The sequence below is a fragment of the Gemmatimonas phototrophica genome (assembly GCF_000695095.2).
Classification (GTDB): domain Bacteria; phylum Gemmatimonadota; class Gemmatimonadetes; order Gemmatimonadales; family Gemmatimonadaceae; genus Gemmatimonas; species Gemmatimonas phototrophica.
The window spans coordinates 2,914,465-2,939,641 of sequence record NZ_CP011454.1 but is presented as its reverse complement, the minus strand read 5'-3'; the positions used below and the strand labels follow the sequence as shown (position 1 = coordinate 2,939,641).

The following is a 25,177-nucleotide window of genomic DNA, read 5'->3' as shown; positions in this document are numbered from 1 at the left end:
AGTGTGGCCAGGAGCCCGAGCCACATCGGTATACGCGACAGTGTTCGCAACATTGTTTGTCCGTCTAGTGAGTTGGGTCGTTGGTAACCAAGTGGGAAATCGCACGGCCGAGTGCTACGCGGGCAACGGGATCGGGATCAACGTGGCTCGCGAGTCGTAGCCGGTGCTCGCGATCGTAGATGAGCAGGGTGGGAGTTTCATGATGGCCGATGACGTGCAGCCATCGACGTTCACCGGCCCCCAGCAAACGGATGGGGCTGTGACGAAGGCCGAAGGGGAGTAGCGGCCGAATGGCCACGGTGTCTTGCGCGACCCCGGCAATTGCCAACTCGGCCGGATGAACGGCGTGCTTGACGCGTCCGATCGCCGCCAGGTTGGCGAGCAATAGATTGCCGTTGCAATCGGCCCGTTGGGCGACGAACACAACGTGCATCGCCGAATCCACCGCAGTGAATGCGGCACTGGGCTTGAGGGGCGTGATGGCTTCTTTGGGTGCGGCAGCCAACACGCGACGCACATCAATGGACATTGAGGCGACAACGACAGCGCCGAGCCCGAGTGTCACGGTGATGACCTCACGCCATCGCCGTCGCCGGGAAGCCCGTTGGGCTTCCCGGCGCGAATTGCTCAGCACGACTCTTCGACCTCGCCGGAGAGTTCAGGCACTTGGTCGCCAGTTCCCGACGTGGATGTGGCGTCGGCCGGGTACCTGATGGTCTGGACGCAGGTCCCACCGGACGTACCCTTGTGGTAGTCTTTGTACAGTTTGATCGAGCCTGACGTGACGCACGTGCCGAACGAAAGGCTGAATCCCCACAGCCCCGCATTGGGCGTGACGGAAATGCCAAAAGTGCAGGTGGTTTGCGCGGGTTTGGTACCGCACTCCGTGACCTGCCCGTAGGTGCACGCGGTCGTTACCAGCTCTTTCGACGTGCTCGTCTGCGCCCCCACCGGCGTGAACGCCAACCCGGCGCTCAACGCCAATACGCCCGCGACGACCTTGAATAGTGTGTTGTGAGACATTGCATGCTCCTGACGGCATCTATTGGTGAATTGACCCGTGGCCACATGCCACCGGGTGCCTACGGGAGTCGCCCACCGGCGCCAGCCCCGCGACGGAGCCACCATACCACCCGCTTGTCATTCCGGCGTCACCAGAATCGCGCGCATTGGGCCATTCCAACGCGTCCCGTACGGCCCTAACTTTTCGGAAGACTTATTTCCGAACCAGTTACTTCCCTATGCAGCCTCTCATGGAACGGATCTCCGGCGCCCTCGCCGCGGTCCGCAACCCCCGCACCGGCGCCGATGTCATGGCCGCCGAACAAGTGCGTGATGTCGCCACCACCGTGGACGGCAAGGTCCGTCTCACCCTCCTCCTCGCCCCCGAGGATGACGCCACGCTCGTGCGCGACGTCCGCCAGGCGGTCGAGGCGCTCGACGGGGTCACCGACGTGCGTGTTGACGTTCGCGACCCGGCCCAGAGCGAACCCACACCGGCGCGCCGTGCGCCTGCTCCCACCATGAATCAGCCAAAAGCCCCCGCTGCCGGCGGCATGGGCCGTGCCCTCCCGGTCATGGACGCCGCGCCCCAGAAGGCACCGCCCAAAGTCCCGGAACCGGTCCAGTACCCCAACCTCGGCCGCATCATCGCCATCTCCTCCGGCAAAGGGGGCGTGGGGAAGAGCACGGTGGCGGTCAATCTCGCCATCGCCCTGGCCAAGGCCGGCAAGCGCGTCGGGATCATGGACGCCGACATTTACGGCCCCAATCTGCCCCTCATGCTGGGGGTCGATGCGGCGCCCGCAGTGCGCGATGAGAAAATCATTCCGCTCGAGGCCTACGGTATCAAGGTCATCTCCCTGGGCTTTCTGATCGAGAAGGAACAGCCCGCCATCTGGCGCGGCCCCATCGTGATGAAAATCATCACCCAGTTCCTTCGCGACGTGGCATGGGGGCAGCTCGATTACTTCCTGGTCGACATGCCGCCCGGCACCGGCGATGCACAGCTGTCGCTTGTGCAGGCCACGCAGGTGCATGGCGCCGTCATCGTCACCACGCCGCAGCAGGTGGCGGTGGGTGACGCGTTGCGCGGCGTAAAGATGTTTGAGCGTACCGCCGTTCCCGTGCTCGGCATCGTTGAGAACATGTCGTACTTCGAGAATCCCGAGACCGGCAAGCCCATCGCTCTCTTCGGCAGCGGCGGTGGTGAGCGTTTGGCCAAGGAGTGCGACCTGCCGTTGCTGGGACAGGTGCCCATCGATCCGCGCATCCAGGAAGGCGGCGATACCGGACGCCCCATCGTGGCCGCGGAGCCCGACTCCAAGGCAGCGAAGGCGATCAGCGCCATCGCGGAACGTGTCATGCAGCGCGTCGTTGAACGCTACGGCTGATCGCGCAGCACCAGATGCCCCACGCGGCGAACTCGTTGGCGAACCACTTTCGCTGACGATTCGCCGCGTGGCGCTTCCGGCCGTCATCGCGAATCTGCTGATGACGGCCTTTCACAACGTTGATACGTTCTGGATTGGGCGCTCGCTCGGCGCTGAGTCGCTCGCCGCCGTGACCGGCGCCATTTTCTGGGTGTGGTTGGTCATTTCCATTGGCGAGATGGTCAGCATCGGACTCGATGCCATTGCCGCGCGTCGGCACGGCGAGCGACGCCCCGACGATGCCGCGCGTACTGTCAGCGATGGCTTTGTGCTGGCGTTGTTGCTGGGCGCCGCCATTGCGGCGGCCACGCCGTTTCTGCTCACGTGGCTGTTTTCCATGCTGGGCACCGACGCGTCGGTCAGCACCATCGGGCGCGATTATCTGGGGACGTACTTCCTTGGCATGCCCCTCATCTTCGGTTTCTTTGCCGTCGATGCGGCGTTCCGCGCCAAGGGCGATACGCGCACTCCGCTGTGGATTCTCGCCGTGACCACCGTGTGTGGACTGCTGCTGGATCCGCTGCTCATTCGCGGCTGGGGGCCTGTGCCGGCGCTTGGTGTGAAAGGTGCCGCTCTGGCCACGCTGGTGCCGCGCGGGCTGGGGTGCATTGCGGGCGTCATCATTCTCAAGCGCCGCGGCATGATTGCCTGGACGCTGCCGCGATGGGCCGTGCTGGCTACAATCGTACGCGTGGGGGCACCGGCGGCGGCCACTGGAGTGGTCTTCAGTTTCATTTACGTCTTGCTCACACGTATCACCACACAGTTCGGTACGCCGGCGTTGGCGGCCCTCGGACTCGGCTTCCGCATGGAAGGCATCGTGTACGTGGCCAGTGTGGGGATGGGCGCTGCTGTGGCGGCGATTGTTGGCCAGAGTCTTGGAGCCGGTGATACGGCGCGCGCCGCCAGAGCCGGCTGGATTTCCACCGCGGTGGTCAGCGTGGTCGGCGTGTGCATGGCCGTCGCCAGTCTGCTCTTTGCGGAAGAATTCGCCGGCATTTTTTCCAGTGATCCGGCGGTGATCGCTGAAGCTGCAAAATACCTGCGCATCTCCGCCTTCTCGCAGCTGTTTCTCGGTGCCGAAGTTGTGCTGGAGAGTGCGATGGCCGGGGCCGGATGGACTTTCGTGCCCATGCTGCTCAGCACCGGCATCACGGCCTTGCGGTTGCCTATTGGTGCATGGGCGGCGGGAGTGTGGGGCACCAGTGGATTGTGGTGGACCATTGCGCTCACCGCCGCAGCGCGTGGCGTGCTGATGGTGGCACTGTGGGCATGGGGGCGGTGGCGCGGGGCGCGGGTTTAGCTCACGTTTGGCGTATGTCTTCTGCTGCTGCCATTACGTTGCTCACGGACTTCGGGACCGCCGACGGCTATGTGGCCGAACTCAAGGGCGTCCTCGTCTCGCTCGCGCCCGGCATTCCCATCGTGGATCTGTCGCATGATATCCCGCCGCAGGATATCGCCATGGCCCGACTCACCGTGGCGCGCTACTGGCGGCGGTTTCCGGCGGGCACCGTGCACATGATTGTCGTGGATCCAGGCGTTGGGACCTCACGGGCGGCGATTGCCATTGCCAGTGAAGGGCGCTTGCTCGTGGGCCCTGACAACGGAGTGTTGTCACCGGCACTGTTCTCGCTGGATGCGCGGGTGGTGCAGCTTCCGATCGACCCCGCGGCGTCGGCCACCTTTCACGGGCGCGACGTGTTTGCCCCGGTGGCGGCACGTCTGGCGCTGGGGGAATCGATCGAGCGGATTGGTGAGCCGTATACCGAAGCGGTTCGACTGCGTACGCCACCGCCACGGCGCGATGCCCATGGGCTGCTGCATGGCGAGGTATTGGCCCTCGATCGCTTCGGCAACATCATCACCAACCTCATGACTCGAGATACCGTGGGGATGGTGAAGATTGCCGGGCGCGCCGCTCGGCTGGTGCACACCTATGGCGATGCGGCCACAGGCGAGCTGGTCGCCCTGGTCGGGTCGAGCGGCTTTGTGGAGATTGCCGTGCGCGAGGGAAGTGCCGCCGCCGCACTTGGTATTTCCCGCGGCGACACGGTCGTGCTCTCCGCCGCGTCGTAGCCCTCGTTAGAGGTCGGCTCCCGAACCGGTGCCCTTGGGCGCATCGACCGGGCGACGCGCCGCCACCACCCCCATCACCGGGGTGGGCGTTTGCCAACTAACCGGCACCTGGACTTCGTTCACCCCAGTGCTGCTGGACGGCGCCCATTTGGCCGCCCCTGCACTGAAGCGCGAGCCACCAAAACGGCCGAACTGTACGCTCAGTCGCGACACGCCAATGCGGCTCTTGACCACCGCACCCAGCCCGACCGTTGCAACGGCCCACGTGAAGGCCACGGCAACCAGTCGGGCAATCGCGCCAACCAGTGGTGTGCCGGCGGCAACTGCGGCCCCGAACCACACCAGGCTGAGAGCGATCAGGCCAACTGTGAGACCACGGAGCGCGGCACTGCGTTCACTACTGCCCGTGCCGCGCCCGGCCACTGCGCGGCCAATAACCATGGCCACCGCCAGCACGCCAAGCGTGACGGCACCGGCCAGTGCCAGGGCCCAGGCCAACGCGGCAATGGGAATGGCCAGAATGCCAATAATGGTTATGGCGCAGGCGACCAGCAAAATGACCAGGAACGGCACGGCCAGCAGCTGCGTCAGTACGCCCGCCCAGAAGCTCCCACTCACATCACGCGCTGCGCTTTTGGCCACGGCGAGCAGCGCTTCTTCGGCGGTCATGAGCACCACGATACCAATCACCATGCCGATGCCAAAGGTACCGGCGACGGCCATCAGCGTGGTGGCAAGCATACGTCAGGGCCTCAGCGCGCCGTGCGGGACGATGTGGCCAGAGCACGAATGCCCACCACGCCCATTCCGGCGACGGCCACAAACCCACCCACGGCAAGAGCCATCACTTCCGGGGAACTGCCCCGCAGGGCATCCAGACCGGGCTGCCCGACCACGGTGGTCATGACATCGCTGCCGGCTGCGACGACTTGCTCGCGGAACGATTCCAGGCCGAGCTGCGCCAAGAGCAGACCCATATCGGCCCGGGCGACCGCCCAGGTGGCACCGGCGGTGGCCAGGCCAGCCGTGACGGCGGCACCAAAGCCCGCGGCAATCCGGGCCGGTCGCGTCGCGGGAACGAATTGCTCCACCGTGCGGGTGGCCGCTGCATGCCACGGTTCAAAAACCTGGACCTGGCTCATCACCCGGTCGGCAAAGGCCGGTGACGGGGCAAAATCAGGGAGGGTATCCAGCGCGAACATGAGCTCGCGGGCACTGTCCAGCTCCGACTGGCACTCCAAACACGAACGGACGTGAGCCCGCAGGGGGGCCACGCCAAATCCTTCTTCGCCATCGAGCAGGAGCTCGATTTCGTCTGGTCTGAGGTGTCGGTCAGTGCTCATTGCGGTGCCTCCATGTCTGGACTACGAGGCGGAAAGCTGAAGGGTTTCAGGGAAGATTGGCGAAATTCGCGCGAAGTTTTGCTGAATTTCCGTTCATGCCGTGGTTGCCGGGGAGCCGTCCTCATTGTCGGAGGGGCTCCAGAGCCTTTCGCAGCTCGTGCCGGGCCCGGTGGATGTACGTCTTGACCGTCCCCAGTGGGAGGTCAAGGGTGGCGGCAATTTCTTCGTACGACCGCCCCTCCACATGACGCAGCATGATGCAGGCGCGATACTCCGGACGCAGGCTGGCGATGGCCCGTTCAATGGCCGACCCCAGTTCCTTGGCTTCCAGTTCATCGAGCGCGCTTTCCTGATCGGTCCCGAGCTCAATGGTGGACGCCTCCACCTCGGCCGCCGTGGTGGCGTTAGGGTTGCCGTCCATGCTGATCGTTTCGATGCGCCGACGCCGCAAGTGATCGATGGCGACGTTGTTGGCGATCTTGAACAGCCAGCTCGAGAACTTGAACTCGGGGCTGTACTTGTCGATATGGTTCAGAACCTTGATGAACGCGTCCTGGGCCAGATCTTCGGCCGTTTCCCGGTCGCGGACCATGCGGAAGACGAGCGAAAATACCGGCCGCTCGTAGCGGCGCACGAGTTCGCGGAACGCGAGCTCGCGCCCCTGCTGGGCGAGGCGGACGACATCGGCATCGGGGAGGGTTCCCAGCTCGTCTTGAATGGACATGCGCAGGGGCCAAAGCTAGTCCAGCAGCCGCGAGGGGACCAGCCATGGCGCAACGATTCCGGACTGGCCGTTATGCTGGATCACGTGGAAAACCGGCGGTTCGCCGCTTGCTCGGCTTGCTCCGTCCCTTGATGTTTGATCATGCCAAGTACTGTGGACGCCCCCCGGACGAGACCCGGCACCCCGGCCGACGACCTGCACGTCGCCGCCAACGCCGCGCAGGGGGAAGGGAAGCGCGAATACGTGCAGCAGATGTTTTCCGACATCGCGCCTCGCTACGACCTGCTCAACCACATTCTGTCGTTGAACATCGACAAGCGGTGGCGACAGAAGGCGCTCCGGCTACTCGGGTGGACGGATCGTCCCACGGGGACCTATCTCGATCTCTGCGCCGGTACACTCGACGTGGGGGCCATGCTGGTCAGGCAGGAAGGCTTCAAGGGCTTTGTGGCTGGTGCCGATTTTGCCGTGCCTATGCTGCAGTACGGCACCGGAAAGGCGCCACGTACCATGCTCTCACCGGTCGGAGCCGATGCGCTCCAGCTGCCGTTTGCCGCAGAAAGCCTTGACGGTGCCATTGTGGCCTTCGGCATTCGCAACGTGGCCGATCTGGATGCCGGCCTGCGCGAAGTACGTCGGGTGCTCAAGCCCGGCGCCCGGTTTGTCATTCTTGAATTCTCCACCCCGCGCTTTGCGCTCGTGCGCGCCGCATATCTCGCCTACTTCCATCACGTGTTGCCGTTCATCGGACGCCTCGTGAGTGGCCACCAGTCGGCGTACACCTACCTTCCGCTCTCCGTGGCGCAGTTCCCCACCGAAGAAGCACTCGCCAGCCGCATGCGCGGCGCGGGCTTCTCTACGGTTACCTGGGAACCGCTCACGCTGGGCATTGCAGCAATCCATACGGGGACGGTCTGACCGTGTCCTTTCAATAGCATGGCACTCGATACTCTTTCCGAATTCATCGACGCGATCGACCGCATTGGCGAGCTGCACCGCATCACCCAACCAGTGAAGGTGCATCTCGAAATTACCGAGATTGCCGATCGTGTCTCCAAGATGCCCGGTGGCGGCAAGGCGCTGCTCTTCGAGCACGTCATTCTGCGCGACGGCTCCCGGTCGCAATATCCGGTCGCCATCAATCTGTTTGGCTCCATGCGGCGCATGTCCCTCGCGCTGGGGGTCGAGAAGCTGGATGAGATTGGCGCGCGCATTACGGCACTCATGGACCTCAAAGTGCCTGATGGTCTGATGGGCAAACTGTCACTGCTGCCACGGCTGCTCGAGGTGTCCAAGTTCCCGCCGCGCGTGAAAGGCGGCACGCCCTCATGTCAGGAGATTGTGTGGCAGGGGGATGAGATTGATCTCGACAAGATCCCCGTGCTGCACTGCTGGCCGGAGGATGGTGGCCCCTACGTCACCATGACGGCGGTGGTCAGCAAGGACCCGGTGCGTGGCATTCGCAACGTGGGCATGTACCGCGTGCAGCAGTTGGGCAAGAAGACGGTGGCCATGCATTGGCAGCGCCACAAGACCGGCGCCGAGCACATGCGTCAGATGGCCGAGCGCGGCGAAAAGATGCCGGTGTGCATCGTGGTGGGGAGTGATCCGGCGAGCATGTTCAGCGCCAGTGCTCCACTGCCGCCCAACATCGACGAATTCCTGTTTGCGGGGTTCCTGCGCAAGGATCCGGTGCGGTTGGCCAAGGCCGTGACAAATGATCTCGAGGTCCCGGCTGACGCCGAGTTCGTGATTGAGGGCTACATCGATCCCGCCGAAGAGCTCATTGTGGAGGGGCCGTTCGGCGATCACACCGGCTTCTACTCGGAAGCGGATCTGTACCCCAAGGTGCACGTCACCGCGGTGACCATGCGTCGCAATGCGGTGTACTCCACCACCATCGTGGGGCGTCCGCCCATGGAAGACTTCTACCTCGGCCACGCCACCGAGCGCATCTTTTTGCCGCTGCTCAAGCTCACCACGCCCGAAATTGTGGACTATCACATGCCGGCGGAGGGTGGTTTTCACAATCTCGTGTTCGTGAGCATCGACAAGAAGTATCCGGGGCACGCCGACAAGGTGATGCACGCCTTGTGGGGGCAGGGGCTCATGTCGCTTGCCAAGGTGCTGGTGGTGGTGGACAAGGAGATCAACGTGCGCAACCCGGTGGAAGCCTGGTGGGTGGCGCTCAACAACATGGATCCGCAGCGCGACGTGCGGTTCACCATGGGGCCGGTGGACGTGCTGGATCACGCCAGCCGCGCGTTCACCTACGGCAGCAAGATGGGCATCGATGCCACGCGCAAATGGCCGGAAGAAGGCTTCACGCGCGCATGGCCCAAGGTCATCGAAATGGACGCCGCCACAAAGCGGGCGGTCGATGCCAAGTGGGCCAGTCTGGGGTTGCCGCCGGTGTCTCCCACGTGACCAACGCCAGCGGCATTGTGCCACCCAAGGGCGCCCGCGACGGCCAGTTGCTTCGTGGGCAGTCGCTGCCCGTGCGTCTGGCCAACTTTGTGAAGCTGCCGCACACGGTGTTCGCGATGCCGTTCTCTCTGGTGGGCGTCTTGTTCGCCAGTACGGTGGCGCCGGTGACGCCGACCATGATTGGCTGGGTGCTGTTGGCCTTCACCAGCGCGCGCTTTGCGGCTATGGCCTTCAACCGTCTGGTGGATCGCGACGTGGATGCCATCAATCCGCGCACGGCCATGCGTGAACTGCCGGCCGGCACGCTGACGGTGGGGCAGGCGAAGGTCAGCATCGTGCTGACCAGTGTGCTGTTCGTGATTGCCAGCGGCATGCTCAACCCGCTCTGTCTGGCGCTCTCGCCGGTGGCACTGCTCTGGGTGTTGGGATACAGCTACACCAAGCGCTTCACGCGCTGGTCGCACCTGTGGCTGGGGGTGGGATTATCCATTGCCCCCGTGGGTGGCTATCTGGCCATTGCCGGCGTCTGGAGCAATCCGTGGTGGTTGCTCATTGTACTGGCGCTGGCGGTCGTCTGCTGGAGCGGCGGCTTCGACATGATTTACGCATTGCAGGACGCTGAGTTTGACGCGAAGCATGGTTTGCACAGCGTACCCAGCAAGTTCGGCGTGCACACAGCCATTGGCATTGCACGTACCTTGCATGTACTGGCCGTGGTGTGTTTCGGGGTGGTCATGGCGGCGCAACCGCTGGGTGCTGTGTCACCACTGGTGAATGGCATTCTGTGGGCCGCTGTTGCCGGTGTGGCCATCATGCTTTTGTGGGAGCATCGTTTGGTAAAGGCCGATGATCTCACCCGCATTGATGCGGCCTTTTTCACCATGAACGGTCTCATCTCCATGGGCTTCTTTGGTGCCGTCCTGACCGCGCGACTGCTGAGCGGGAGTGGCGCATGAATGCCATGACCTCTCGGCATCCGGTGGTGCTGGCCATCACCGGTGCCTCGGGTGCCCCGTATGCGGTGCGATTGGTGCAGGCGCTGGTGGAACTGCAGGTCCCCACTTGGCTGATCGTCTCGAGCCACGGGTGGCGGTTGCTGCAGACGGAAAGTGGTTTGAGCAGCGTTGCCGAGTTGCGGGAGCATGTGGGCGCGGCGGCGTTCGATGCCTGCGTGACCCTGTTCGATGACAATGATCGCGGGGCCGCGCCGGCCAGCGGGTCGGCGCGCACGAGTGGCATGGTGGTGTGCCCGTGCAGTATGGGGACCGTGAGCGCTATTGCGCACGGCACGTCGCGGTCGTTGGTGGAGCGCGCAGCCGACGTGGCCTTGAAGGAGCGTCGCAAGCTCATTCTGGTGCCGCGTGAGACCCCGCTGTCGCTGGTGCATCTGGAGAATCTCACCGCGGTCACGCGGGCTGGTGCCACCGTCATTCCTGCCGCGCCCGGCTTCTATCACCAGCCCACCACGATTGCCGAGCTCGTGGACTTCATGGTGGCACGCGTACTCGATCATCTCGACCTTGAGCACCCGGTGGGGAAGCGTTGGGGCATCCAGGCGTGATGCGATGACGATGGATCCGGTGCTCCTGGAGCAGGCGGTGCATCGGGAACGCCAACGTGGACGGCGTAACTGGCTCGCGATCGCGGTCTACGCCTGCTCCTGCTTCGGTATCCTGTCGTTTGTCTTTGCGTCGGTGGGGCGGGTCCCGTTTCCGCAGCGATTCTATGTGGCCGCCATGGGGGGCCTCATTGGCGGCGTCTTCACGATCATCGGGGTACAGCTGGTGCAGGCGTTCACGCAGTTTGGCGTACGCGCTATGCTGGAACCCGGCGGCAGTGGTCGCGACGCGGTGGTGCATTCACACGCCGAGGCGATGGCGGTGCGCGGCAATTTCGAAGCGGCCAGCAAGGCGTTTGATCAGGCGCGCGCGGAGCATGGGGAGCGGGCCTCGCTGTTGCGGGCTGAGGCCGACATTCAGCTGCGCCAGGACGGCAACCCCGAGCGGGCCCGTGAGCTGCTCATGCGGCTGCGACGTTCGAGCGACGCGACACGCGCCGATGAATTGTACGCCACACACCGCTTGGTAGACCTGTATCTTGGACCCTTGCAGGATGATGCACGGGCCATGGCCGAGCTGAGACGCTTGGCCGAGCGCTTTCCCGGCACCCGCGACGCCGAAGGCGCTTTGGCAGAGTTGCAGCGTCGTCGAGCCCTCATGAACGACCGTCACGAGCACCCATGAATTCCCGCGCCACGATCATTGGTCTGATTTCCGATACCCACGGCCTGGTTCGCCCCGAAGTCTTTGCGGCGCTACAGGGAGTTTCCCAGATCTTTCACGCCGGCGATGTTGGTCCAGCCGATGTGCTTACGGAACTGGCCGCCATTGCTCCGATACGCGCGGTCTACGGCAACACGGATGCGCCTGGTCGGGCGGATCTGGTGGAGTGCATTGAGGACGTGATTGACGGTGTGCGCATTGTGGTGACCCACGGGCATGAGCTGGGCAGTCCCACGCCGCCCAAGCTCGTGGGCGCGTTCCCCAAGGCCGACGTGATTGTCTACGGTCATACGCACCAGCAACTGGTCACCAAGGCGGCGCGCCGCATCGTGGTGAACCCCGGTGCCGCCGGTCCGAGGCGTTTCAAGCTGCAGCCGTGTGTGGCCAAACTCTATATCTGGCAGGGGCAAGCGGATGTGGAGCTCATTCCGCTGGGTGTTGCGGTCGAGGAGTAGACGGCAAATATCGCGGGATCTACAGGGACTGCGGGAACAGCACCACGGACAAAAACGATGGGTCGCGGAGTGTACACGGATCCAGCCCGCGCCCCATCACGGACCGCGCCAAACTCAGGCTGTCTTCTGTGTTCACTCCGTGACCCGTCAGTTCTTATCCGTCGTGCTGTCTAGAGGTGTTGAAGGCCTTCGTGTTTCTGCTCGCGCAGTGACTCCGCCAACTTTTCCAGCGCACCTACCACGGTTTCAGCCATCAGCGCCTGCTCGCCATTGCGCCCGCGAAACCACGATTCCACCAGCAGCAATTCGTCCAGCTGATCAACCATGGCTCCGGTGGGCGGCTGCAGGGGTTTGGCCTCAAGGGCCTGCAACGCATTCACCGAGTCTGCGTCGCTGCAGCGGGCCTCGGCCAGTACGCGTCCGTGACGCACGAGATAGAGCCGATCGTCAGTGTTGCGCCCCGGTACGGCATAGACAAAGCTGGGCCGTGTAAGCGCCTCTCGTACGCGACCGAGTTGTGCCTCCAGCTCCTGCAGCGCCGTCAGGCGATCGCGTAACCAACCGGCCCGTTCGTACGAGAGCGCCGCACTGGCCGCCGCCATTTCGCGTACCAGATGTTGCTGCGGTGAATCATCACGCCCTTCCAGCACGGCCTTGGCGCGCGACAGCTGCGCGCGGTATTCGTATTCGCTGGGCGCACCCACGCAGGGACCCAGGCAGCGGCGCGTTTCGTAGCGGTGACAGCCAGGCGTACGCTGCATGGCCGGATGCGATTCCTCAAAGAGTTCGGCCACGTCGCGCGTGTGCATGGGCACGCGCTCGGTACAGTCGCGTAACCCCAGCGCATCATTGAGTACCCGCAGCGCATCCTGCAGTGGCCGACGCGACGCGAACGGCCCCACCATCTGCGCGACATCACGCGAGCGCGCCGCCGCACTGGCGCGCTGAATGCGGAGCCGCGGGGCAGGACCTTTGGCAATGGTGATTACCCACCACTTATCGAGTGGGCGGGCCGAGCGCACGTTGTAGCGTGGCAAATGGGCCCGGATGAGGCGCACTTCGCGCAGCAGCGCGGCAAACTCGCTCGGGTGCGCTTCCCATTCGATGCGCGTGGTTTCGCGGAGCAGGCGCGCGTGCCGGTGTTCGGGCCACGGCAACCGGAAGTACGATAGCAAACGCGTGCGCACCTGCGTGCTCTTGCCCACGTAGAGCACTTCGCCGTGCGCGCCGCGCATGAGGTACACGCCCGGTTCGTTGCGCGCACTGTCGCGCACCTGGGCCTTGAGTCGGGCCACATCGGCGTCGGGCGACGTGACGGCGAGGTCGAGCTGGGTGGCCAGCGCCACTGGCCGTTTGCCACGCCGGGCTGGTACTGACGCGGCCAGCCCCCCTACGAGCTCAGAACTGACACCCCGCGCAGAAGACCGTGCTGCGTCCGTCCACGGCATGGGTGCCGACCAGCCGCCGTCCACAGCGCCGGCAGGGTTCACCGGCGCGGCCGTAGACGGCCAGCTGTTCAACGAAGGCGCCCCGCTCACCGCGGGCGTCCCGGTAGTCGCGAAAGCTGGTGCCGCGAGCCGCGATGCTGGCCGTCAGCACCGCCTGCAGTTCGACCCGCAACCGCGACAGCTCGGTGGGGGTGAGGGTGCATGCTTCCCGGGATGGATCGATGCCAGCGCGCCATAGTGCCTCGTTCGCGTAGATGTTGCCCACGCCCGCGAGTCGCTTCTGGTCCATCAGGGCAATCTTGATGGCTTGGCGCGACTCCCGAACACATCCCGAAAATGCAGCATCGTCGAGGGTGTGGTCAAGAGGCTCGGGGCCAAGGGCCCCCGAATACTCCGCAAATCGCGCCGCATCCATGAGCGCCACTGTCCCCAGCCGGCGCACGTCGCGGTAGTGCAGGGCCCGACCATCGGTGAGCAACAGCGTGACACAGACATACGCGCGATCCGGCGCGCTCAGTGTGCCGTCGTCCACCACGAGTCCGCCGGTGAAGCGAGGTTGCACCACCACACGCCATGATGGCTCCAACGAAGCCAACGTTGGACGCGCGTCCACGTCGAGGACAATCAGTTTGGCGCGGCGCCACACTCGACGGATGGGCTGGCCGATAAGCGCCCGGGCAAACCCCTCCTGGTCAGCGTCCCGCAACACATCGGGGCGAGGGACCACAACGCCAGCAATCACCGCACCGACGACCATGCCATGCAGGTCGCGCGCAATGGTTTCTGTCTCGGGAAGTTCAGGCATCCGTGGCCCGGAGCGTGTGAGACGCTGTCGTGGCCGTCAGTTCAGGCGAGACGCCTCGCGCCACCCGATATCCCGCCGGTAAACCGCCCCTTCGAATTCGATGCGACCGGCCGCCTCACGCGAGGCCTGCTGCGCCGCCGCAAACGTGTCGGCCAGCGCCGTTACGGCGAAGACGCGGCCACCGCTCGTGAGCAAGTCGCTGCCGCTTCGCTTCGTGCCCGCATGAAACACGCGGATGTCATCGCTGAAGCTGGGTACGTGGACAGGGAAGCCGGTAACAGGCGCATCGGGATAGCCGCCGCTCGCCACCACCGTTGTCACGCTCGCGCCACTCCGCCACGTGAACGGTGACATGCTGCCAATGCGCGCTCCACGTGAAACGGCCAGCATGGGGTCGAGCAGGCTGCTCGTGAGCAGGGGGAGAATGGCCTGCGTCTCCGGATCGCCAAAGCGGCAGTTGAACTCCACCACCTTCGGGCCGTCGGGGGTGAGCATCAGTCCCGCGTACAACAAGCCGGTGAATGGCGTGCCACGCTTGCGCAGGGCGTGCAACGTGGGGAGGAACACCCGCTCCGTCACCTCGTCCACCAGTGATGGCGTGGAGAACGAGACCGGCGTATAGGCTCCCATGCCGCCGGTATTGGGCCCTTCGTCGCCATCGAGCAACCGCTTGTGATCCTGCGCGCCAATCATGGGCAACACGTCGTATCCGTCGGCAATCGCAAACAGCGACAGCTCTTCACCCGTCATGAACGACTCCACCAGACACTCGGCACCCGCTTCTCCAAACACCCGGTCGTCGAGAATGCGGTCAATAGCGTCGAACGCCTCGGCTTCGGTCTGGCAGACTATCACGCCCTTCCCTGCCGCGAGTCCACTGGCCTTGATCACCACCGGTGCGCCAAAGCGCGCGCGGACGGCGTCCTTGGCGTCGCGCGCCACGCGATGGGTTTCGGCGTGCGCGGTAGGAATGCCGGCCGCCATCATGAGCGCCTTGGTGTCGGCCTTGCTGGTCTCCACCGTAGCGGCGCCCATCGTGGGGCCAAATGCCGGCACCCCACGCTGCTGCAGGTAATCCACCACCCCCGCCGCCAGCGGCGCCTCGGGCCCCACCACGACCAGATCCACCTGCTCGTGCTCGGCCAGCGCCGCGACCTCCTGTGGGTCGTTGATGTTGATGCTCACCATGCGCGCCAACTCGGCGATCCCCGGATTGCCCGGAGCGGCCAGCAGTTCAACCGGCGTATTCTCGCGGGACAATGCGTCTGCGAGGGCATGTTCACGGCCGCCCGAGCCTAGGAGGAGGATCTTCATGCAGGCAAATCTACATGGTCTTTGGGCCTGATCGGAGGAGGTGTAGAGGTGAGGAGTTGAGGGCCTCACGAAAAGTGAAAAGAGGGCGCGGCGCATGTCTTTCGTGCGCCACGCCCTCCTCAGCTCCTTACCTCCCCAACTCTACCGATCAGGCACTACGGACCCGCCGGCGCATCCGGTGCCGGTCGGTCCGGTGCCGGTGGGTCACTCGGTGGCGGCGGAGGCGGCGGAGGCGGCGACGCCGCATCGCCCATGCTCGCGGCGGCTTTGAAGGCATCGCGGAAGGCATCGGCAGCGCGGTTGATTACGCCACCCACGGCATCGGCCGCTTCCTTTGCCCGCTCCTTGTAATAGTCCGAGGCATCACGCAGGTCGTCGCGGAACGGCCGCTCGGCCTCGCTACCGCGGCGGATGTAGTCACCGCCCAGAATGGCGCCGTACGCCCCCGACTGCTGCCAGCGATTGAGTTCGCCCGCTCGCACCGTGTGGAACGGGTGCTCGCGAAGCGCCGTGTTGAGTGCCTTGAGCACACTGTCCCAGGCGCTGCCGCCCATCTCGTAGTCTTCCGCCTGCTTGAGGTAGGCATCCAGATCGATGGCGTCGCCCTCGGCCTTGCCGCCTGCCAGCTTGAGGAAGGTCATGAGACTGGCGCGTGGGTCCTGCGTGCCGAGCATCCCGGCACGGTCGGCGCTGAGTTCCGACTTGCGGTACCACTCCAGCAGGGCCAGCTGAAACGGCAGCAGGGCAATACTGGCCAGAAGGGGCAGGGCACTCATGCCGAAGAAAAGCACGATGAGGGCAATGGTGCGGTAGGTGGTCCGCCCCGTCATGATGTGACCAAGCTGCTGCGCCAGAATGAAGCGCTGTTCCTCGCGATCAAGCAACTCGAGCGTGCCCGAGCTGATCACGATGAAGGGCTGGTCAAAGCCGACCGCCCCGGCGTTGGCAATGGGTGTTTGTGCCACATAGAGCTGCGGGGCGGGCTGCCCGGCGGCCGGCCAGTCAAGCGCCTGCAGCACGTCCTGATACAGGGCGTGCAGAGCGGGGCGCTGGGTTGGGCCGACGAGGACCGCGTCGCCGAGGAACAGGTTCCGCACGCCGCGCTCGCCGAAGGCGCCGGCAATCTTGCGGACCACCTCGTCAAAACCTGGCAACGCGCGGAGGGCCCGGAGGGCCGCCCGGTCAGCGGGGTGCTCCCACGTAACCGAGCTGATCTGGGTGAGTTGGATGGCCATGGTGGACAGTACGGGTCGGAAGAGAATTTGGTTGCAGTTCCGCAAGAACTGACCACTGAAAACGCAAACTCAGAACTCAAAACTCGTACTGACCACTGAAAACTCCCCGGCATCGCGTGATTTTCGGGGAGTTCTCAGTGGTCAGTCTGAGTTCTCAGTCGTCAGTTCGAGTTCTCAGTACTCAGTTTTCTCAAATCCCCACCAACGCCTGCTCCAGATCCTCAATGAGGTCCTCGACGTCCTCAATGCCGCAGCTCAGGCGAACCATCCCTTCCGTGAGCCCCATGGCGTCCTTCACGTCGGCTGGGACCGAGCCGTGCGTCATGGTATAGGGGTGATTGGTGAGGCTTTCCACCCCGCCCAGTGACTCGGCAAGGGAGAACACCCGGACCTTCTCCAGAAACTGCCGGGCGTTGTCCTTTGAGCCCAGTTCCAGTGTCATCATGCCGCCAAAGGCCGACATCTGGCGCTTGGCGAGCTCGTGTTGCGGGTGGGTGGTGAGGCCGGGATAAATCACACGCTCCGGACCAAGACGATTCACGAGGTACTCCGCGACCGCCCGGCCATTGAGATCGTGCTGCTTCATACGCAGCGGCAACGTTTTCGTCCCCCGCAGCGCCAGCCAGGCGTCGAAGGGGCCCGGAACGGCGCCGGCCGCGTTCAGAATGAACTGCAGGCGGTCGGCGAGGTCGTCCTCAAGAACCACTGCGAGGCCGCCGATCATATCAGAGTGACCGTTGATGTACTTCGTGGTCGAATGCCAGACGATATCCGCTCCCATTTCGAGCGGCCGCTGGTAGATCGGCGTGGCAAACGTGTTGTCGACGATCAGCAACGCCTGGTGTCGCTTGGCGACGTCGCTCATGGCTCGCAGGTCGGTGAGCCGCATGAGCGGGTTCGTGGGCGTCTCCACCAGCAGGGCACGTGTTGAGGCCGTCATGGCTTCTTCCACGCGCTGCGGATCGCCGGTATCCACATACGTGAAGGACAGTCCCATATGCTGCAGAATTCGATCGAACAGCCGGAAAGTGCCGCCGTAGACGTTTTCGGCGCACACGATGTGGTCGCCGGCACGGAACAGCTTCATGATCGAGTCGAGGCATCCCATGCCACTGCCGAACGCGAAGCCATGCGTGCCGCCCTCGAGGATGGCGACGTTACGCTCCAGCGCCTGCCGCGTGGGATTCTTGCCCCGGGCGTATTCGTACCCCTTGTTGACGCCAATACTCTCCTGCACGTAGGTGGAGGTGAGGTACAACGGCGTCATGATGGCGCCCGACACCGGGTCGGGGCGCTGGCCGGCGTGAATGGCGCGAGTGGACAGACCACCGGCGAGATCTTCGTCGTAAATGCGAGTCATGGGCTCCGGGTTATCCGAGGGGAGATGCAGCGGGAAGCTAGCGCGGCAGCGCAGCGCGGGCGAGGCGTGACCGGTCGCCACTTTGCCCGGCGCGACCGTCCGGCCCCTTTGGGGGCACAGCCTCCGTTGGTTCAGTGGCCTGTGCTTCCACGTGATCCCAAGCCGGCGGCCTGACGTGCGTCTTCAGCACGCACTGGCGGGTGACGCTCGTCGCTGCCTCATCGTTGACGACGAACCCGCCATGCGGACCGTCCTCTGCCGTCTGATGACGGCGGAGGGTTTCGACTGCCGGCAGGCGGCCTGCGGTGCTGAAGCGGTTGCGGCGCTGGAGGCGGAGACGTTCCCGTTGGTGCTGTCGGATTTTCACATGCCGGCGCTCGACGGGGCGGAGTTGCTGCGCATTGTGCAACAGCGATGGCCGCAAACAGCCGTCGTGATCATCACGGCCGTCTCGGATGTGAATCTGGCGGTGCGCTGCCTCGACGGTGGTGCATTGGACTATCTCACCAAGCCCTTCTCTACGGAGGAGGTGCGCGCGCGCGTTCTGCAGGCCCTCGAGAAGCGTCGGCTCATGCTCGACAACGCGGCCCACCGCGCCCATCTCGAAAGCCGGGTAGCGCAGCAGTCCCGCAAATATGAAGAGCTGTTCCTCGCCTCTTTGCAGTCATTGGCCGAAGCGCTGGAAATCAAGGACAGCTACACCTGGGGACATTCCACCCGCGTGTCGCGCTATGCGATGGCGGTCGCGCGGGAACTGCACGCGCCCCTGGAACTCATGGATCAGCTGGAGCTGGGCAGCCGACTGCACGACATCGGAAAAATCGGCGTGCGCGAATCGGTGCTGAACAAGGAAGGACCGCTCACCGATGCGGAGTATGCGCACGTGATGGAGCATCCGGTGATCGGGTGGCGATTACTGGCCCCCCTGTTGCGCGATATGCCGGTCGCACTGGCCGTGGTGCGCTCACATCATGAGCGGTTTGACGGTCACGGTACGCCCGACCGCCTGGCTGGTAACGACATTCCGCTGGCCGCACGCATTACTGCGGTTGCTGACTCCTTCGATGCCATGACCAGCGGGCGGCCGTATCGAGATGGCATGGCGGTGGATGATGCCATGGCTGAACTCCGGCGTTGCGCCGGGACCCAGTTTGACCCGCAATGTGTGGACGCCTTTGAGCGGGCCTTGCTCACCAAGGCCATTCCGCGCCCGGACTGGCGCGTGCAACGTCAGGTGACGCTCAAGATCGTGGCGTGAGCATGATGGTCTCGATCTGCCCCGACGAGAGCGCGTCGACGTGGCGGACGGCATCAAGCGCGGCCTCATGGCCAACGATCATCGTGAGCGGAGGATGAAAATCCATCAGGGCCGTTGAAGAGCTGACCGCTGCTGGCGAAAGATGCAGTCGCCCGCCAGCCAGCAACGGCGCCAGCACACCGCACGGTAAGGTGTCGAGGTCGCTGAGGGGGGCAAGGGTCAGTGTGCAGTCCACCGGCGTGAACTGGTGGAGCTCCATGCAGCGACGCGCGTCCGCCAGCAGTTGCCAATGCGTGATCGCCGTGCCGGATGCGGCGTATAGCAGGCACTCCTCATTTGCACCGTCCACGGAGGAGTCCCCCGCGAGATCCAGCCCAAAGTGACTGCCCAGATCGATGGTGGTGGTACGGTCGCCCGCAATCACGTGCACACGCGTTGGTGCCTCGTCCAGCAGAACGTGAGGGATCCCCACGGGAAGTCGTTCCGCCAGCGCGCTCTTCGTGAAGATGGCCCCAATCCGATAGTTGGTGATGTGCGTCACCAGATCGTCGCGAAGCACCAGCGGATCAAGCACCACCGCCCCGCGGCCTTCAGACGCGGCCAGAGCCACGATCCATTCCGGACCATCAGGCAGCAACACGCCGGCGCGTTTCCCGCTCAACGCCCGAACCAGTGGCGCACACCGCTGCAGCAGGGTGAGTCCCGCGGCCACCAGTGTTGTGGTCTCGTACGGGCCAACGCGGCCACCGCCGGCGGCCAGTGCATAGGGGAGAAGCGCCAAGGGGTCCATGCGGTGGAGGATAATGCTGGACCTGCCAACGTGCGTACCCGCGTGCGTACCCGGGCCATGACCGTAACGCCTTCGGTCCCTCGTCGTCTTACAGCAGAATGGGAGCCGTCGTACTCCGCGGGGCGAACCGTACTGAAACGGTTGGTTCCCGGGGTGTAACGTGTCTAGCTTTCCACAAGTTGCAGGCAAGTAATAGGTGAGCGGGGAATGGCCCGCCGGGTTCACTCGAGGAGCACCATGGGATTTGATGGGTTGATGGTCAGTGTGTCCGGCGTCCGCGGCCGCGTAGGCGAGGCGCTGACGCCGGAAGTCATTGCCACGTATGCGGCGGCCTTTGGCGCCTGGGCGTCACGCGACGGGAACCGCCGAGTGGTGGTGGGGCGGGACAGTCGTGTCTCCGGCCCAATGTTCACCCGCATCGTACATGGCGCACTGGAATCCGTTGGGTGCACGGTGATCGACATCGGCATGGCCCCCACGCCAACGATCCAGCTGGCGGTGGAGCACCACCACGCCGCCGGCGGTCTGGGCATAACGGCGAGCCACAATCCGATCGAGTGGAACGCGCTCAAGTTCATTGGACCGTCGGGGCTGTTCCTCTCCGCCGCCGAGGGCGCGGAGATGCGCGGCTTGCTGGAGACGGGAATTCCGCGCGCTACCTGGGATCAGCTCGGTACCATTGAAGTGGATGCCGAGGCGGTCGCGCGCCATCTGGCACAAGTGCTGGCCTTGCCCTGGCTCGATGTGGACGCCATCCGCGCCCGTCGTTTCCGCGTGGCGCTGGACTGCTGTCACGGCGCGGGCAGCGTCATCATGCCGCAGCTGCTCACCGAACTTGGCTGTGAAGTGTATGCCATCAACATGGAACCTGATGGCAAGTTTCACCGTCCGCCGGAGCCCGTCGCGGAGAATCTGGGCGAACTCGCTGCGCTGGTGCGCGCGACCAAGGCCGATATCGGGTTGGCCACCGATCCTGATGTGGATCGACTGGCGCTCGTCCTCGATGACGGTGTCGCACCGGGCGAAGACTACACGCTGGCGTTCGCGGCACGTACTGTGCTGAAGCATCGCCGTGGTCCGGTGGTCACCAATCTGTCTACCAGCAAAGTGGTGTCCGATGTGGCGGCGGAGTTCGGCGTGCCATTCCAGTTCGCCAAGGTGGGTGAAGTCAACGTGGCGCTCACCATGCGCGACGCGGGCGCAACCATCGGTGGCGAAGGCAACGGTGGGGTCATTCTTCCCGAGATGCATCTTGGTCGCGACGCGCCCGTTGGTGCCGCTCTCATGCTGCAGTTGATGGTTGAAGAAGGGCGCCCGCTCTCGGCACTGGTGGCCGCGAAGCCACGTTATGTCATCGTGAAGGACAAGTTGGATCGCCCCGACGCCCCGTTGGATGCGGTGTACGAGGCGCTCCGTGCAGCGTTCCCCGACGCCAGCGCCGATACGCAGGACGGTTTGCGCCTCGATTGGCCCGACCGGTGGGTGCATCTGCGTCCGTCTGGCACGGAGCCCATTGTGCGCGTCATTGCAGAGGCCCCCTCAGATGCTGAGGCGCGCCAACTCATCACCCAAGCGCGCGAACCACTCGCGGCCCTTGTTTGAGTCTGATCGTTTTCCCCTGACCTGAAATCCCATGTGTGGAATCGTAGGCTACGTCGGTAACCGGATCGCCACCCCGATGCTCATCGAGGGGCTCAAGCGCCTCGAGTACCGGGGCTATGACTCGGCTGGTGTGGCGATCATGAATGGCAAGGGCGTGGAAACGCGCCGGGCGGCCGGAAAGATCTCGCGTCTCGAGTCAGCCATTGCGGCCAATCCGCCGCAGGGAACAATGGGTATTGCCCACACGCGGTGGGCCACCCACGGTCCGCCAACCGAGGCCAATGCGCACCCGCACGTCAGCCAGAATGGCAAGATCGCCGTGGTCCACAACGGGATCATCGAGAACGCCACGGTGCTCAAGGCGGGGCTTGAGGCACGCGGGTACGTATTCAAGTCGGATACGGATACCGAAGTGCTCGCCCATCTCATTGAAGCCACGTATGCCGGCAACCTCGAAGCCGCCGTCATCGAAGCGCTCAGTCAGGTAGACGGCACGTACGGCATGGCGGTCATCACGAGCGACGAGAAGGACAAGATTGTTGCGGCCCGCAAAGGCAGCCCGCTGCTCGTCGGGATCGGCGAGGACGAATTTTTCATCGCCTCTGATGCCTCGGCGATTCTGGCCCATACCCGGCACGTGGTCTATCTCGACGATGGCGATATCGCCGTCGTGACCCGTGATGGCTACAAGGTGCTGGATCTCGACGCCACGATTCGCGAAAAGCCTGTCACGCGCATCGAGTGGGACCTGGCGCAGATCGAACGCGGCGGTTATCCCCACTTCATGCTCAAGGAGATCTTCGAGCAGCCCACCACGGTGGAGAACACCATGCGCGGGCGTCTCATCTTGGAAGAAGGCTTCTCCAAGCTGGGTGGCTTGAATATTTCCAAGGACGACCTGCTGGCGGTGGACAACATCATCATCACGGCGTGCGGCACCAGCTGGCACTCCGCGCTGATCGGCGAAATGATGATCGAAGAGCTGTGTCGCATTCCGGTGGAAGTGGAGTACGCCTCGGAGTTCCGCTACCGCAATCCGATCGTCACGCCGCGCACGCTGTGTATCGTGATCTCGCAGTCTGGTGAAACGGCCGACACGCTCGCGGCCATGCGCGAGGCCAAGCGTCGCGGGGCACGCACGCTGGGGCTGGTGAACGTGGTGGGGTCCACCATCGCCCGTGAGGATGATGGCGGCATCTACCTGCATGCCGGTCCGGAAATTGGCGTGGCTTCCACGAAGGCGTTCACCAGTCAGGTGGTGGCGCTCGCCCTGTTCACGCTCAAGCTGGCGCGTCTGCGTGATTTGAGTGTTGCGCGAGGTCGCGAGATTGCCCAGGCGCTGGCCGATCTGCCGGCGCAGATCCAGAGCATTCTGGATCGGGCCGACGAGATCGAGGCGCTGGCCGAGGAGTTCAAGCGCGCCTCGAACTTCCTGTATCTTGGCCGTGGATACAATTTCCCGGCCGCGCTCGAGGGCGCTCTCAAGCTGAAGGAAATTTCGTATATCCACGCCGAAGGGTACCCGGCAGCCGAGATGAAGCACGGCCCTATCGCGCTCATCGACGAGATGATGCCGGTGGTGTGCATCGCCCCGCACGACTCGGTGTTCGACAAGATCACGTCGAACATTCAGGAAGTGAAAGCGCGGAAGGGGAAGGTGATTGCCATTACCACGCGCGAAGAACCCAGCCTTGCCGGCAAGATCGATTATGAGTTCCGCATTCCCGAAACGGTCGATCTGCTGACCCCCATTCTGGCCAGCGTGCCTCTGCAGCTGCTGGCGTATTACATCGCCGTCAAGCGGGCCTGTAATGTGGACCAGCCCCGTAACCTGGCAAAATCGGTGACGGTAGAGTAGCACCCCGGGGGGCGTCGCCAGCGACGCCCCCCATTCTCTGTAGCCATGCTGCTATTTTATGGCATGTCTGAAAGCACGCCTGAACTCGTTTCCGCGACTACCCCCGTCGATCACTCCCGCCTGGAGCGGGAGATCAAGCGGCGCCGGACGTTTGCGATCATTTCGCACCCCGACGCCGGCAAGACCACGCTGACCGAAAAGCTGTTGCTGTACGGCGGCGCCATTCACCTGGCCGGTTCGGTCAAGGCCCGTCGGGCCACCCGCCACGCCACGTCAGACTGGATGAAGCTGGAGCAGGAGCGTGGTATCTCGGTCACCAGCTCGGTCCTCCAGTTCGAATTCCTCGGGTATCAGCTCAATTTGCTGGATACTCCCGGCCACGAAGACTTCTCCGAAGACACGTATCGCACCCTGGTGGCTGCTGACAGCGCCATCATGCTGCTCGACAATCGTCGTGGCGTGGAAGAACGCACGCGACAGCTGTTCGATGTCTGCAAGATGAAGCGTACGCCGATTTTCACGCTCGTCAACAAGTGTGATCGGCACGGCGAAGATCCGCTCAAGCTCATTCAGGACGTTGAGGCAGATCTCGGAATCGATTGCTACGCGGCCACGTGGCCGGTGTTCGAGAACGACGTGTTCGTCGGCGTGTACGACCGCCTCAAGCGCGAGGTACACCTCTTCGAGCGCAGCGGGGACCGTGGTGCGACGCGCGCCGACGATACGATTGTCAGCATCGACGATCCCAAGCTCATCGACGCGATGGGCGAGAGTGCGTTCGACCGTCTCATGACGGATATCGAACTCCTCGATGCCGCCGGTCACGAATACGATCATCAGCGGGTCATCGACGGGGCGTTGACCCCGGTGTTCTTCGGATCCGCCCTGACGAACTTTGGCATCGAGCCGTTCCTGCGCGAGTTCCTCGAACTCGCTCCGTCGCCCGGACCGCGTGAGTCGAGCACCGGCCCGATCGATCCCGCCCGCGAAGACTTTACCGGCTTCGTGTTCAAGATCCAGGCGAACATGGACCCCAAGCACCGCGACCGCGTGGCGTTTCTGCGTGTGGTGTCCGGGCACTTCGAAGCCAACATGCAGGTGGTGCATCAGCGCACGGGCAAGCCCATTCGTCTCGCGGCGCCGCAGCAGTTCATGGCGCGCGATCGTGTGGCCATTGAAGAGGCGTGGCCGGGCGATGTCATTGGCGTGATGGACCGCGGCAACTTGCGCATTGGTGACACGCTGGGCGGCGATGGGAAGATGGAGTTCCAGGGCATCCCGCGCTTTGCTCCGGAGCACTTTGCACGGGCCACGCCGGCCGATCCCATGAAGCGCAAGCAGTTTGATCAGGGGCTGCGCCAGCTCACGGAGGAAGGGGCCGCGCAGGTGTTCTACGCGGAAACCAGCGCCGGTTCACAGCCCATCGTGGGCGCCGTCGGGCAGCTGCAGTTCGACGTGATGGCCTTCCGCCTTGAGTACGAGTATTCAGCGCCGTGCAAGTTCGAAAAAATGTCGTATCGTTGGCCGCGCTGGATTACCGGCCCCAAGGCCGATGTGGAGCGTGTGGCGTCCGGTCTGGGGCGCCTCAAGGTCTATGACCACAAAGGGGCGATCGTGGTGCTGTTCCAGGACCAGTGGGCGCTGCGCCGCGCGCTGCAGCATGAAAGCAGTGTGCAATTCCACGAGACGGCGCCGTAACAGCAAAAACTCAACACCGTAAACCTAAACCCACGACCCAGAACTGATCAGTTCTGAGTCGTGGGTT

At 64.1% G+C, this 25,177-nt stretch carries 24 protein-coding genes; 13 read left to right on the top strand and 11 right to left on the bottom strand.

Going from position 1 to position 25,177, the window contains the following annotated elements:
- Nucleotides 1–64: 64 nt before the first annotated feature.
- Together GEMMAAP_RS12470 and GEMMAAP_RS12465 are read right to left on the bottom strand one after the other, a co-directional pair.
- Complete coding sequence (locus GEMMAAP_RS12470) at nucleotides 65–565, bottom strand: hypothetical protein (protein WP_145979120.1); 501 nt, start codon at nucleotides 563–565, stop codon at nucleotides 65–67.
- Nucleotides 566–627: 62 nt separating this feature from the next.
- Nucleotides 628–1,023: a hypothetical protein gene (locus GEMMAAP_RS12465; protein ID WP_026849516.1), complete on the bottom strand. Its 396-nt coding sequence runs from the start codon at nucleotides 1,021–1,023 to the stop codon at nucleotides 628–630.
- A gap of 218 nt (nucleotides 1,024–1,241) precedes the next feature.
- Here GEMMAAP_RS12465 and GEMMAAP_RS12460 point away from each other — a divergent pair, with 218 nt between their 5' ends.
- The 3 genes from GEMMAAP_RS12460 (at nucleotide 1,242) to GEMMAAP_RS12450 (ending at nucleotide 4,511) form a co-directional block, all read left to right on the top strand.
- The gene (locus GEMMAAP_RS12460; RefSeq protein WP_043580654.1) at nucleotides 1,242–2,393 is read left to right on the top strand and encodes an Mrp/NBP35 family ATP-binding protein; all 1,152 of its coding nucleotides are present in this window, start codon (nucleotides 1,242–1,244) and stop codon (nucleotides 2,391–2,393) included.
- A 67-nt stretch (nucleotides 2,394–2,460) separates the two neighbouring features.
- Nucleotides 2,461–3,735, top strand: a complete 1,275-nt coding sequence (locus tag GEMMAAP_RS12455; protein WP_145979119.1) for an MATE family efflux transporter — start codon at nucleotides 2,461–2,463, stop codon at nucleotides 3,733–3,735.
- Nucleotides 3,736–3,749: 14 nt separating this feature from the next.
- Nucleotides 3,750–4,511: an SAM hydrolase/SAM-dependent halogenase family protein gene (locus GEMMAAP_RS12450; RefSeq protein WP_026849519.1), complete on the top strand. Its 762-nt coding sequence runs from the start codon at nucleotides 3,750–3,752 to the stop codon at nucleotides 4,509–4,511.
- A 6-nt stretch (nucleotides 4,512–4,517) separates the two neighbouring features.
- Here the strand turns inward: GEMMAAP_RS12450 and GEMMAAP_RS12445 are convergent, their stop codons facing one another.
- From GEMMAAP_RS12445 to GEMMAAP_RS12435, 3 genes are all read right to left on the bottom strand, one after another.
- Complete coding sequence (locus GEMMAAP_RS12445) at nucleotides 4,518–5,252, bottom strand: hypothetical protein (RefSeq protein WP_026849520.1); 735 nt, start codon at nucleotides 5,250–5,252, stop codon at nucleotides 4,518–4,520.
- Between the two features lie 11 nt (nucleotides 5,253–5,263).
- Nucleotides 5,264–5,854, bottom strand: a complete 591-nt coding sequence (locus tag GEMMAAP_RS12440; protein WP_026849521.1) for a hypothetical protein — start codon at nucleotides 5,852–5,854, stop codon at nucleotides 5,264–5,266.
- A gap of 121 nt (nucleotides 5,855–5,975) precedes the next feature.
- Complete coding sequence (locus GEMMAAP_RS12435) at nucleotides 5,976–6,578, bottom strand: RNA polymerase sigma factor (RefSeq protein WP_053334069.1); 603 nt, start codon at nucleotides 6,576–6,578, stop codon at nucleotides 5,976–5,978.
- A 141-nt stretch (nucleotides 6,579–6,719) separates the two neighbouring features.
- On the opposite strand from GEMMAAP_RS12435, the gene GEMMAAP_RS12430 reads away from it, so the two are divergent.
- From GEMMAAP_RS12430 to GEMMAAP_RS12405, 6 genes are read left to right on the top strand one after another with little or no spacing between them, the layout of a single operon-like run.
- Nucleotides 6,720–7,496, top strand: a complete 777-nt coding sequence (locus tag GEMMAAP_RS12430) for a ubiquinone/menaquinone biosynthesis methyltransferase (protein WP_082821284.1) — start codon at nucleotides 6,720–6,722, stop codon at nucleotides 7,494–7,496.
- Nucleotides 7,497–7,514: 18 nt separating this feature from the next.
- A complete protein-coding gene (locus tag GEMMAAP_RS12425) occupies nucleotides 7,515–9,005 on the top strand; it encodes a menaquinone biosynthesis decarboxylase (protein ID WP_026849523.1) in 1,491 nt (496 codons plus the stop codon).
- Nucleotides 9,002–9,961 carry a UbiA-like polyprenyltransferase gene (locus tag GEMMAAP_RS12420; RefSeq protein WP_053334070.1) on the top strand — a complete coding sequence of 320 codons (960 nt, stop codon included), beginning with the start codon at nucleotides 9,002–9,004 and terminating at the stop codon, nucleotides 9,959–9,961. The genes GEMMAAP_RS12425 and GEMMAAP_RS12420 overlap by 4 nt, the downstream gene beginning before the upstream one ends.
- On the top strand, nucleotides 9,958–10,566 hold the full coding sequence (locus GEMMAAP_RS12415; RefSeq protein ID WP_026849524.1) for a UbiX family flavin prenyltransferase: 609 nt from the start codon (nucleotides 9,958–9,960) through the stop codon (nucleotides 10,564–10,566). The genes GEMMAAP_RS12420 and GEMMAAP_RS12415 overlap by 4 nt, the downstream gene beginning before the upstream one ends.
- 4 nt (nucleotides 10,567–10,570) lie before the next feature.
- Nucleotides 10,571–11,248, top strand: a complete 678-nt coding sequence (locus GEMMAAP_RS12410) for a tetratricopeptide repeat protein (RefSeq protein WP_026849525.1) — start codon at nucleotides 10,571–10,573, stop codon at nucleotides 11,246–11,248.
- A complete protein-coding gene (locus GEMMAAP_RS12405) occupies nucleotides 11,245–11,742 on the top strand; it encodes a metallophosphoesterase family protein (protein ID WP_026849526.1) in 498 nt (165 codons plus the stop codon). The genes GEMMAAP_RS12410 and GEMMAAP_RS12405 overlap by 4 nt, the downstream gene beginning before the upstream one ends.
- 170 nt (nucleotides 11,743–11,912) lie before the next feature.
- Here the strand turns inward: GEMMAAP_RS12405 and GEMMAAP_RS12400 are convergent, their stop codons facing one another.
- From GEMMAAP_RS12400 to GEMMAAP_RS12380, 5 genes are all read right to left on the bottom strand, one after another.
- Entirely contained in the window at nucleotides 11,913–13,088 is a 1,176-nt protein-coding gene (locus GEMMAAP_RS12400; RefSeq protein WP_053334071.1) for a GIY-YIG nuclease family protein, read from the bottom strand.
- A gap of 52 nt (nucleotides 13,089–13,140) precedes the next feature.
- Nucleotides 13,141–13,995: a bifunctional DNA-formamidopyrimidine glycosylase/DNA-(apurinic or apyrimidinic site) lyase gene (gene mutM, locus GEMMAAP_RS12395; protein WP_026849527.1), complete on the bottom strand. Its 855-nt coding sequence runs from the start codon at nucleotides 13,993–13,995 to the stop codon at nucleotides 13,141–13,143.
- A gap of 36 nt (nucleotides 13,996–14,031) precedes the next feature.
- A complete protein-coding gene (gene purD / locus GEMMAAP_RS12390; RefSeq protein WP_026849528.1) occupies nucleotides 14,032–15,309 on the bottom strand; it encodes a phosphoribosylamine--glycine ligase in 1,278 nt (425 codons plus the stop codon).
- Between the two features lie 155 nt (nucleotides 15,310–15,464).
- Entirely contained in the window at nucleotides 15,465–16,544 is a 1,080-nt protein-coding gene (locus GEMMAAP_RS12385; RefSeq protein ID WP_053334072.1) for a M48 family metallopeptidase, read from the bottom strand.
- A gap of 190 nt (nucleotides 16,545–16,734) precedes the next feature.
- Nucleotides 16,735–17,904 carry a trans-sulfuration enzyme family protein gene (locus GEMMAAP_RS12380; RefSeq protein ID WP_043580656.1) on the bottom strand — a complete coding sequence of 390 codons (1,170 nt, stop codon included), beginning with the start codon at nucleotides 17,902–17,904 and terminating at the stop codon, nucleotides 16,735–16,737.
- Nucleotides 17,905–18,055: 151 nt separating this feature from the next.
- Between GEMMAAP_RS12380 and GEMMAAP_RS12375 the strand changes: the two genes are divergently transcribed.
- Nucleotides 18,056–19,162, top strand: a complete 1,107-nt coding sequence (locus GEMMAAP_RS12375) for an HD domain-containing phosphohydrolase (RefSeq protein ID WP_338011313.1) — start codon at nucleotides 18,056–18,058, stop codon at nucleotides 19,160–19,162.
- On the opposite strand, the gene GEMMAAP_RS12370 is transcribed toward GEMMAAP_RS12375, so the two are convergent.
- Nucleotides 19,146–19,952, bottom strand: coding sequence for a hypothetical protein (locus GEMMAAP_RS12370; protein WP_026849530.1), 807 nt, complete (start codon nucleotides 19,950–19,952; stop codon nucleotides 19,146–19,148). The two genes, GEMMAAP_RS12375 and GEMMAAP_RS12370, sit on opposite strands and share 17 nt — an antisense overlap.
- Before the next feature lie 207 nt (nucleotides 19,953–20,159).
- Here GEMMAAP_RS12370 and glmM point away from each other — a divergent pair, with 207 nt between their 5' ends.
- The 3 genes from glmM (at nucleotide 20,160) to GEMMAAP_RS12355 (ending at nucleotide 25,110) form a co-directional block, all read left to right on the top strand.
- Nucleotides 20,160–21,554, top strand: coding sequence for a phosphoglucosamine mutase (glmM, locus tag GEMMAAP_RS12365; RefSeq protein ID WP_202969127.1), 1,395 nt, complete (start codon nucleotides 20,160–20,162; stop codon nucleotides 21,552–21,554).
- Nucleotides 21,555–21,585: 31 nt separating this feature from the next.
- The gene (gene glmS, locus GEMMAAP_RS12360; protein ID WP_026849531.1) at nucleotides 21,586–23,412 is read left to right on the top strand and encodes a glutamine--fructose-6-phosphate transaminase (isomerizing); all 1,827 of its coding nucleotides are present in this window, start codon (nucleotides 21,586–21,588) and stop codon (nucleotides 23,410–23,412) included.
- Nucleotides 23,413–23,475: 63 nt separating this feature from the next.
- Nucleotides 23,476–25,110, top strand: coding sequence for a peptide chain release factor 3 (locus GEMMAAP_RS12355; RefSeq protein ID WP_026849532.1), 1,635 nt, complete (start codon nucleotides 23,476–23,478; stop codon nucleotides 25,108–25,110).
- Nucleotides 25,111–25,177: the final 67 nt, after the last annotated feature.

Coding starts and splice junctions, on each gene's coding strand:
- GEMMAAP_RS12355 (WP_026849532.1), top strand. CDS start 23,476: ATGTCTGAAAGCACGCCTGAACTCGTTTCCGCGACTACCCCCGTCGAT.
- GEMMAAP_RS12460 (WP_043580654.1), top strand. CDS start 1,242: ATGCAGCCTCTCATGGAACGGATCTCCGGCGCCCTCGCCGCGGTCCGC.
- GEMMAAP_RS12410 (WP_026849525.1), top strand. CDS start 10,571: ATGACGATGGATCCGGTGCTCCTGGAGCAGGCGGTGCATCGGGAACGC.
- GEMMAAP_RS12435 (WP_053334069.1), bottom strand. CDS start 6,578: ATGTCCATTCAAGACGAGCTGGGAACCCTCCCCGATGCCGATGTCGTC.
- GEMMAAP_RS12380 (WP_043580656.1), bottom strand. CDS start 17,904: ATGACTCGCATTTACGACGAAGATCTCGCCGGTGGTCTGTCCACTCGC.
- GEMMAAP_RS12445 (WP_026849520.1), bottom strand. CDS start 5,252: ATGCTTGCCACCACGCTGATGGCCGTCGCCGGTACCTTTGGCATCGGC.
- GEMMAAP_RS12385 (WP_053334072.1), bottom strand. CDS start 16,544: ATGGCCATCCAACTCACCCAGATCAGCTCGGTTACGTGGGAGCACCCC.
- GEMMAAP_RS12415 (WP_026849524.1), top strand. CDS start 9,958: ATGAATGCCATGACCTCTCGGCATCCGGTGGTGCTGGCCATCACCGGT.
- glmS (WP_026849531.1), top strand. CDS start 21,586: ATGTGTGGAATCGTAGGCTACGTCGGTAACCGGATCGCCACCCCGATG.
- purD (WP_026849528.1), bottom strand. CDS start 15,309: ATGAAGATCCTCCTCCTAGGCTCGGGCGGCCGTGAACATGCCCTCGCA.
- GEMMAAP_RS12405 (WP_026849526.1), top strand. CDS start 11,245: ATGAATTCCCGCGCCACGATCATTGGTCTGATTTCCGATACCCACGGC.
- GEMMAAP_RS12430 (WP_082821284.1), top strand. CDS start 6,720: ATGCCAAGTACTGTGGACGCCCCCCGGACGAGACCCGGCACCCCGGCC.
- GEMMAAP_RS12465 (WP_026849516.1), bottom strand. CDS start 1,023: ATGTCTCACAACACACTATTCAAGGTCGTCGCGGGCGTATTGGCGTTG.
- GEMMAAP_RS12425 (WP_026849523.1), top strand. CDS start 7,515: ATGGCACTCGATACTCTTTCCGAATTCATCGACGCGATCGACCGCATT.
- GEMMAAP_RS12370 (WP_026849530.1), bottom strand. CDS start 19,952: ATGGACCCCTTGGCGCTTCTCCCCTATGCACTGGCCGCCGGCGGTGGC.
- GEMMAAP_RS12450 (WP_026849519.1), top strand. CDS start 3,750: ATGTCTTCTGCTGCTGCCATTACGTTGCTCACGGACTTCGGGACCGCC.
- GEMMAAP_RS12440 (WP_026849521.1), bottom strand. CDS start 5,854: ATGAGCACTGACCGACACCTCAGACCAGACGAAATCGAGCTCCTGCTC.
- glmM (WP_202969127.1), top strand. CDS start 20,160: ATGGCCCGCCGGGTTCACTCGAGGAGCACCATGGGATTTGATGGGTTG.
- mutM (WP_026849527.1), bottom strand. CDS start 13,995: ATGCCTGAACTTCCCGAGACAGAAACCATTGCGCGCGACCTGCATGGC.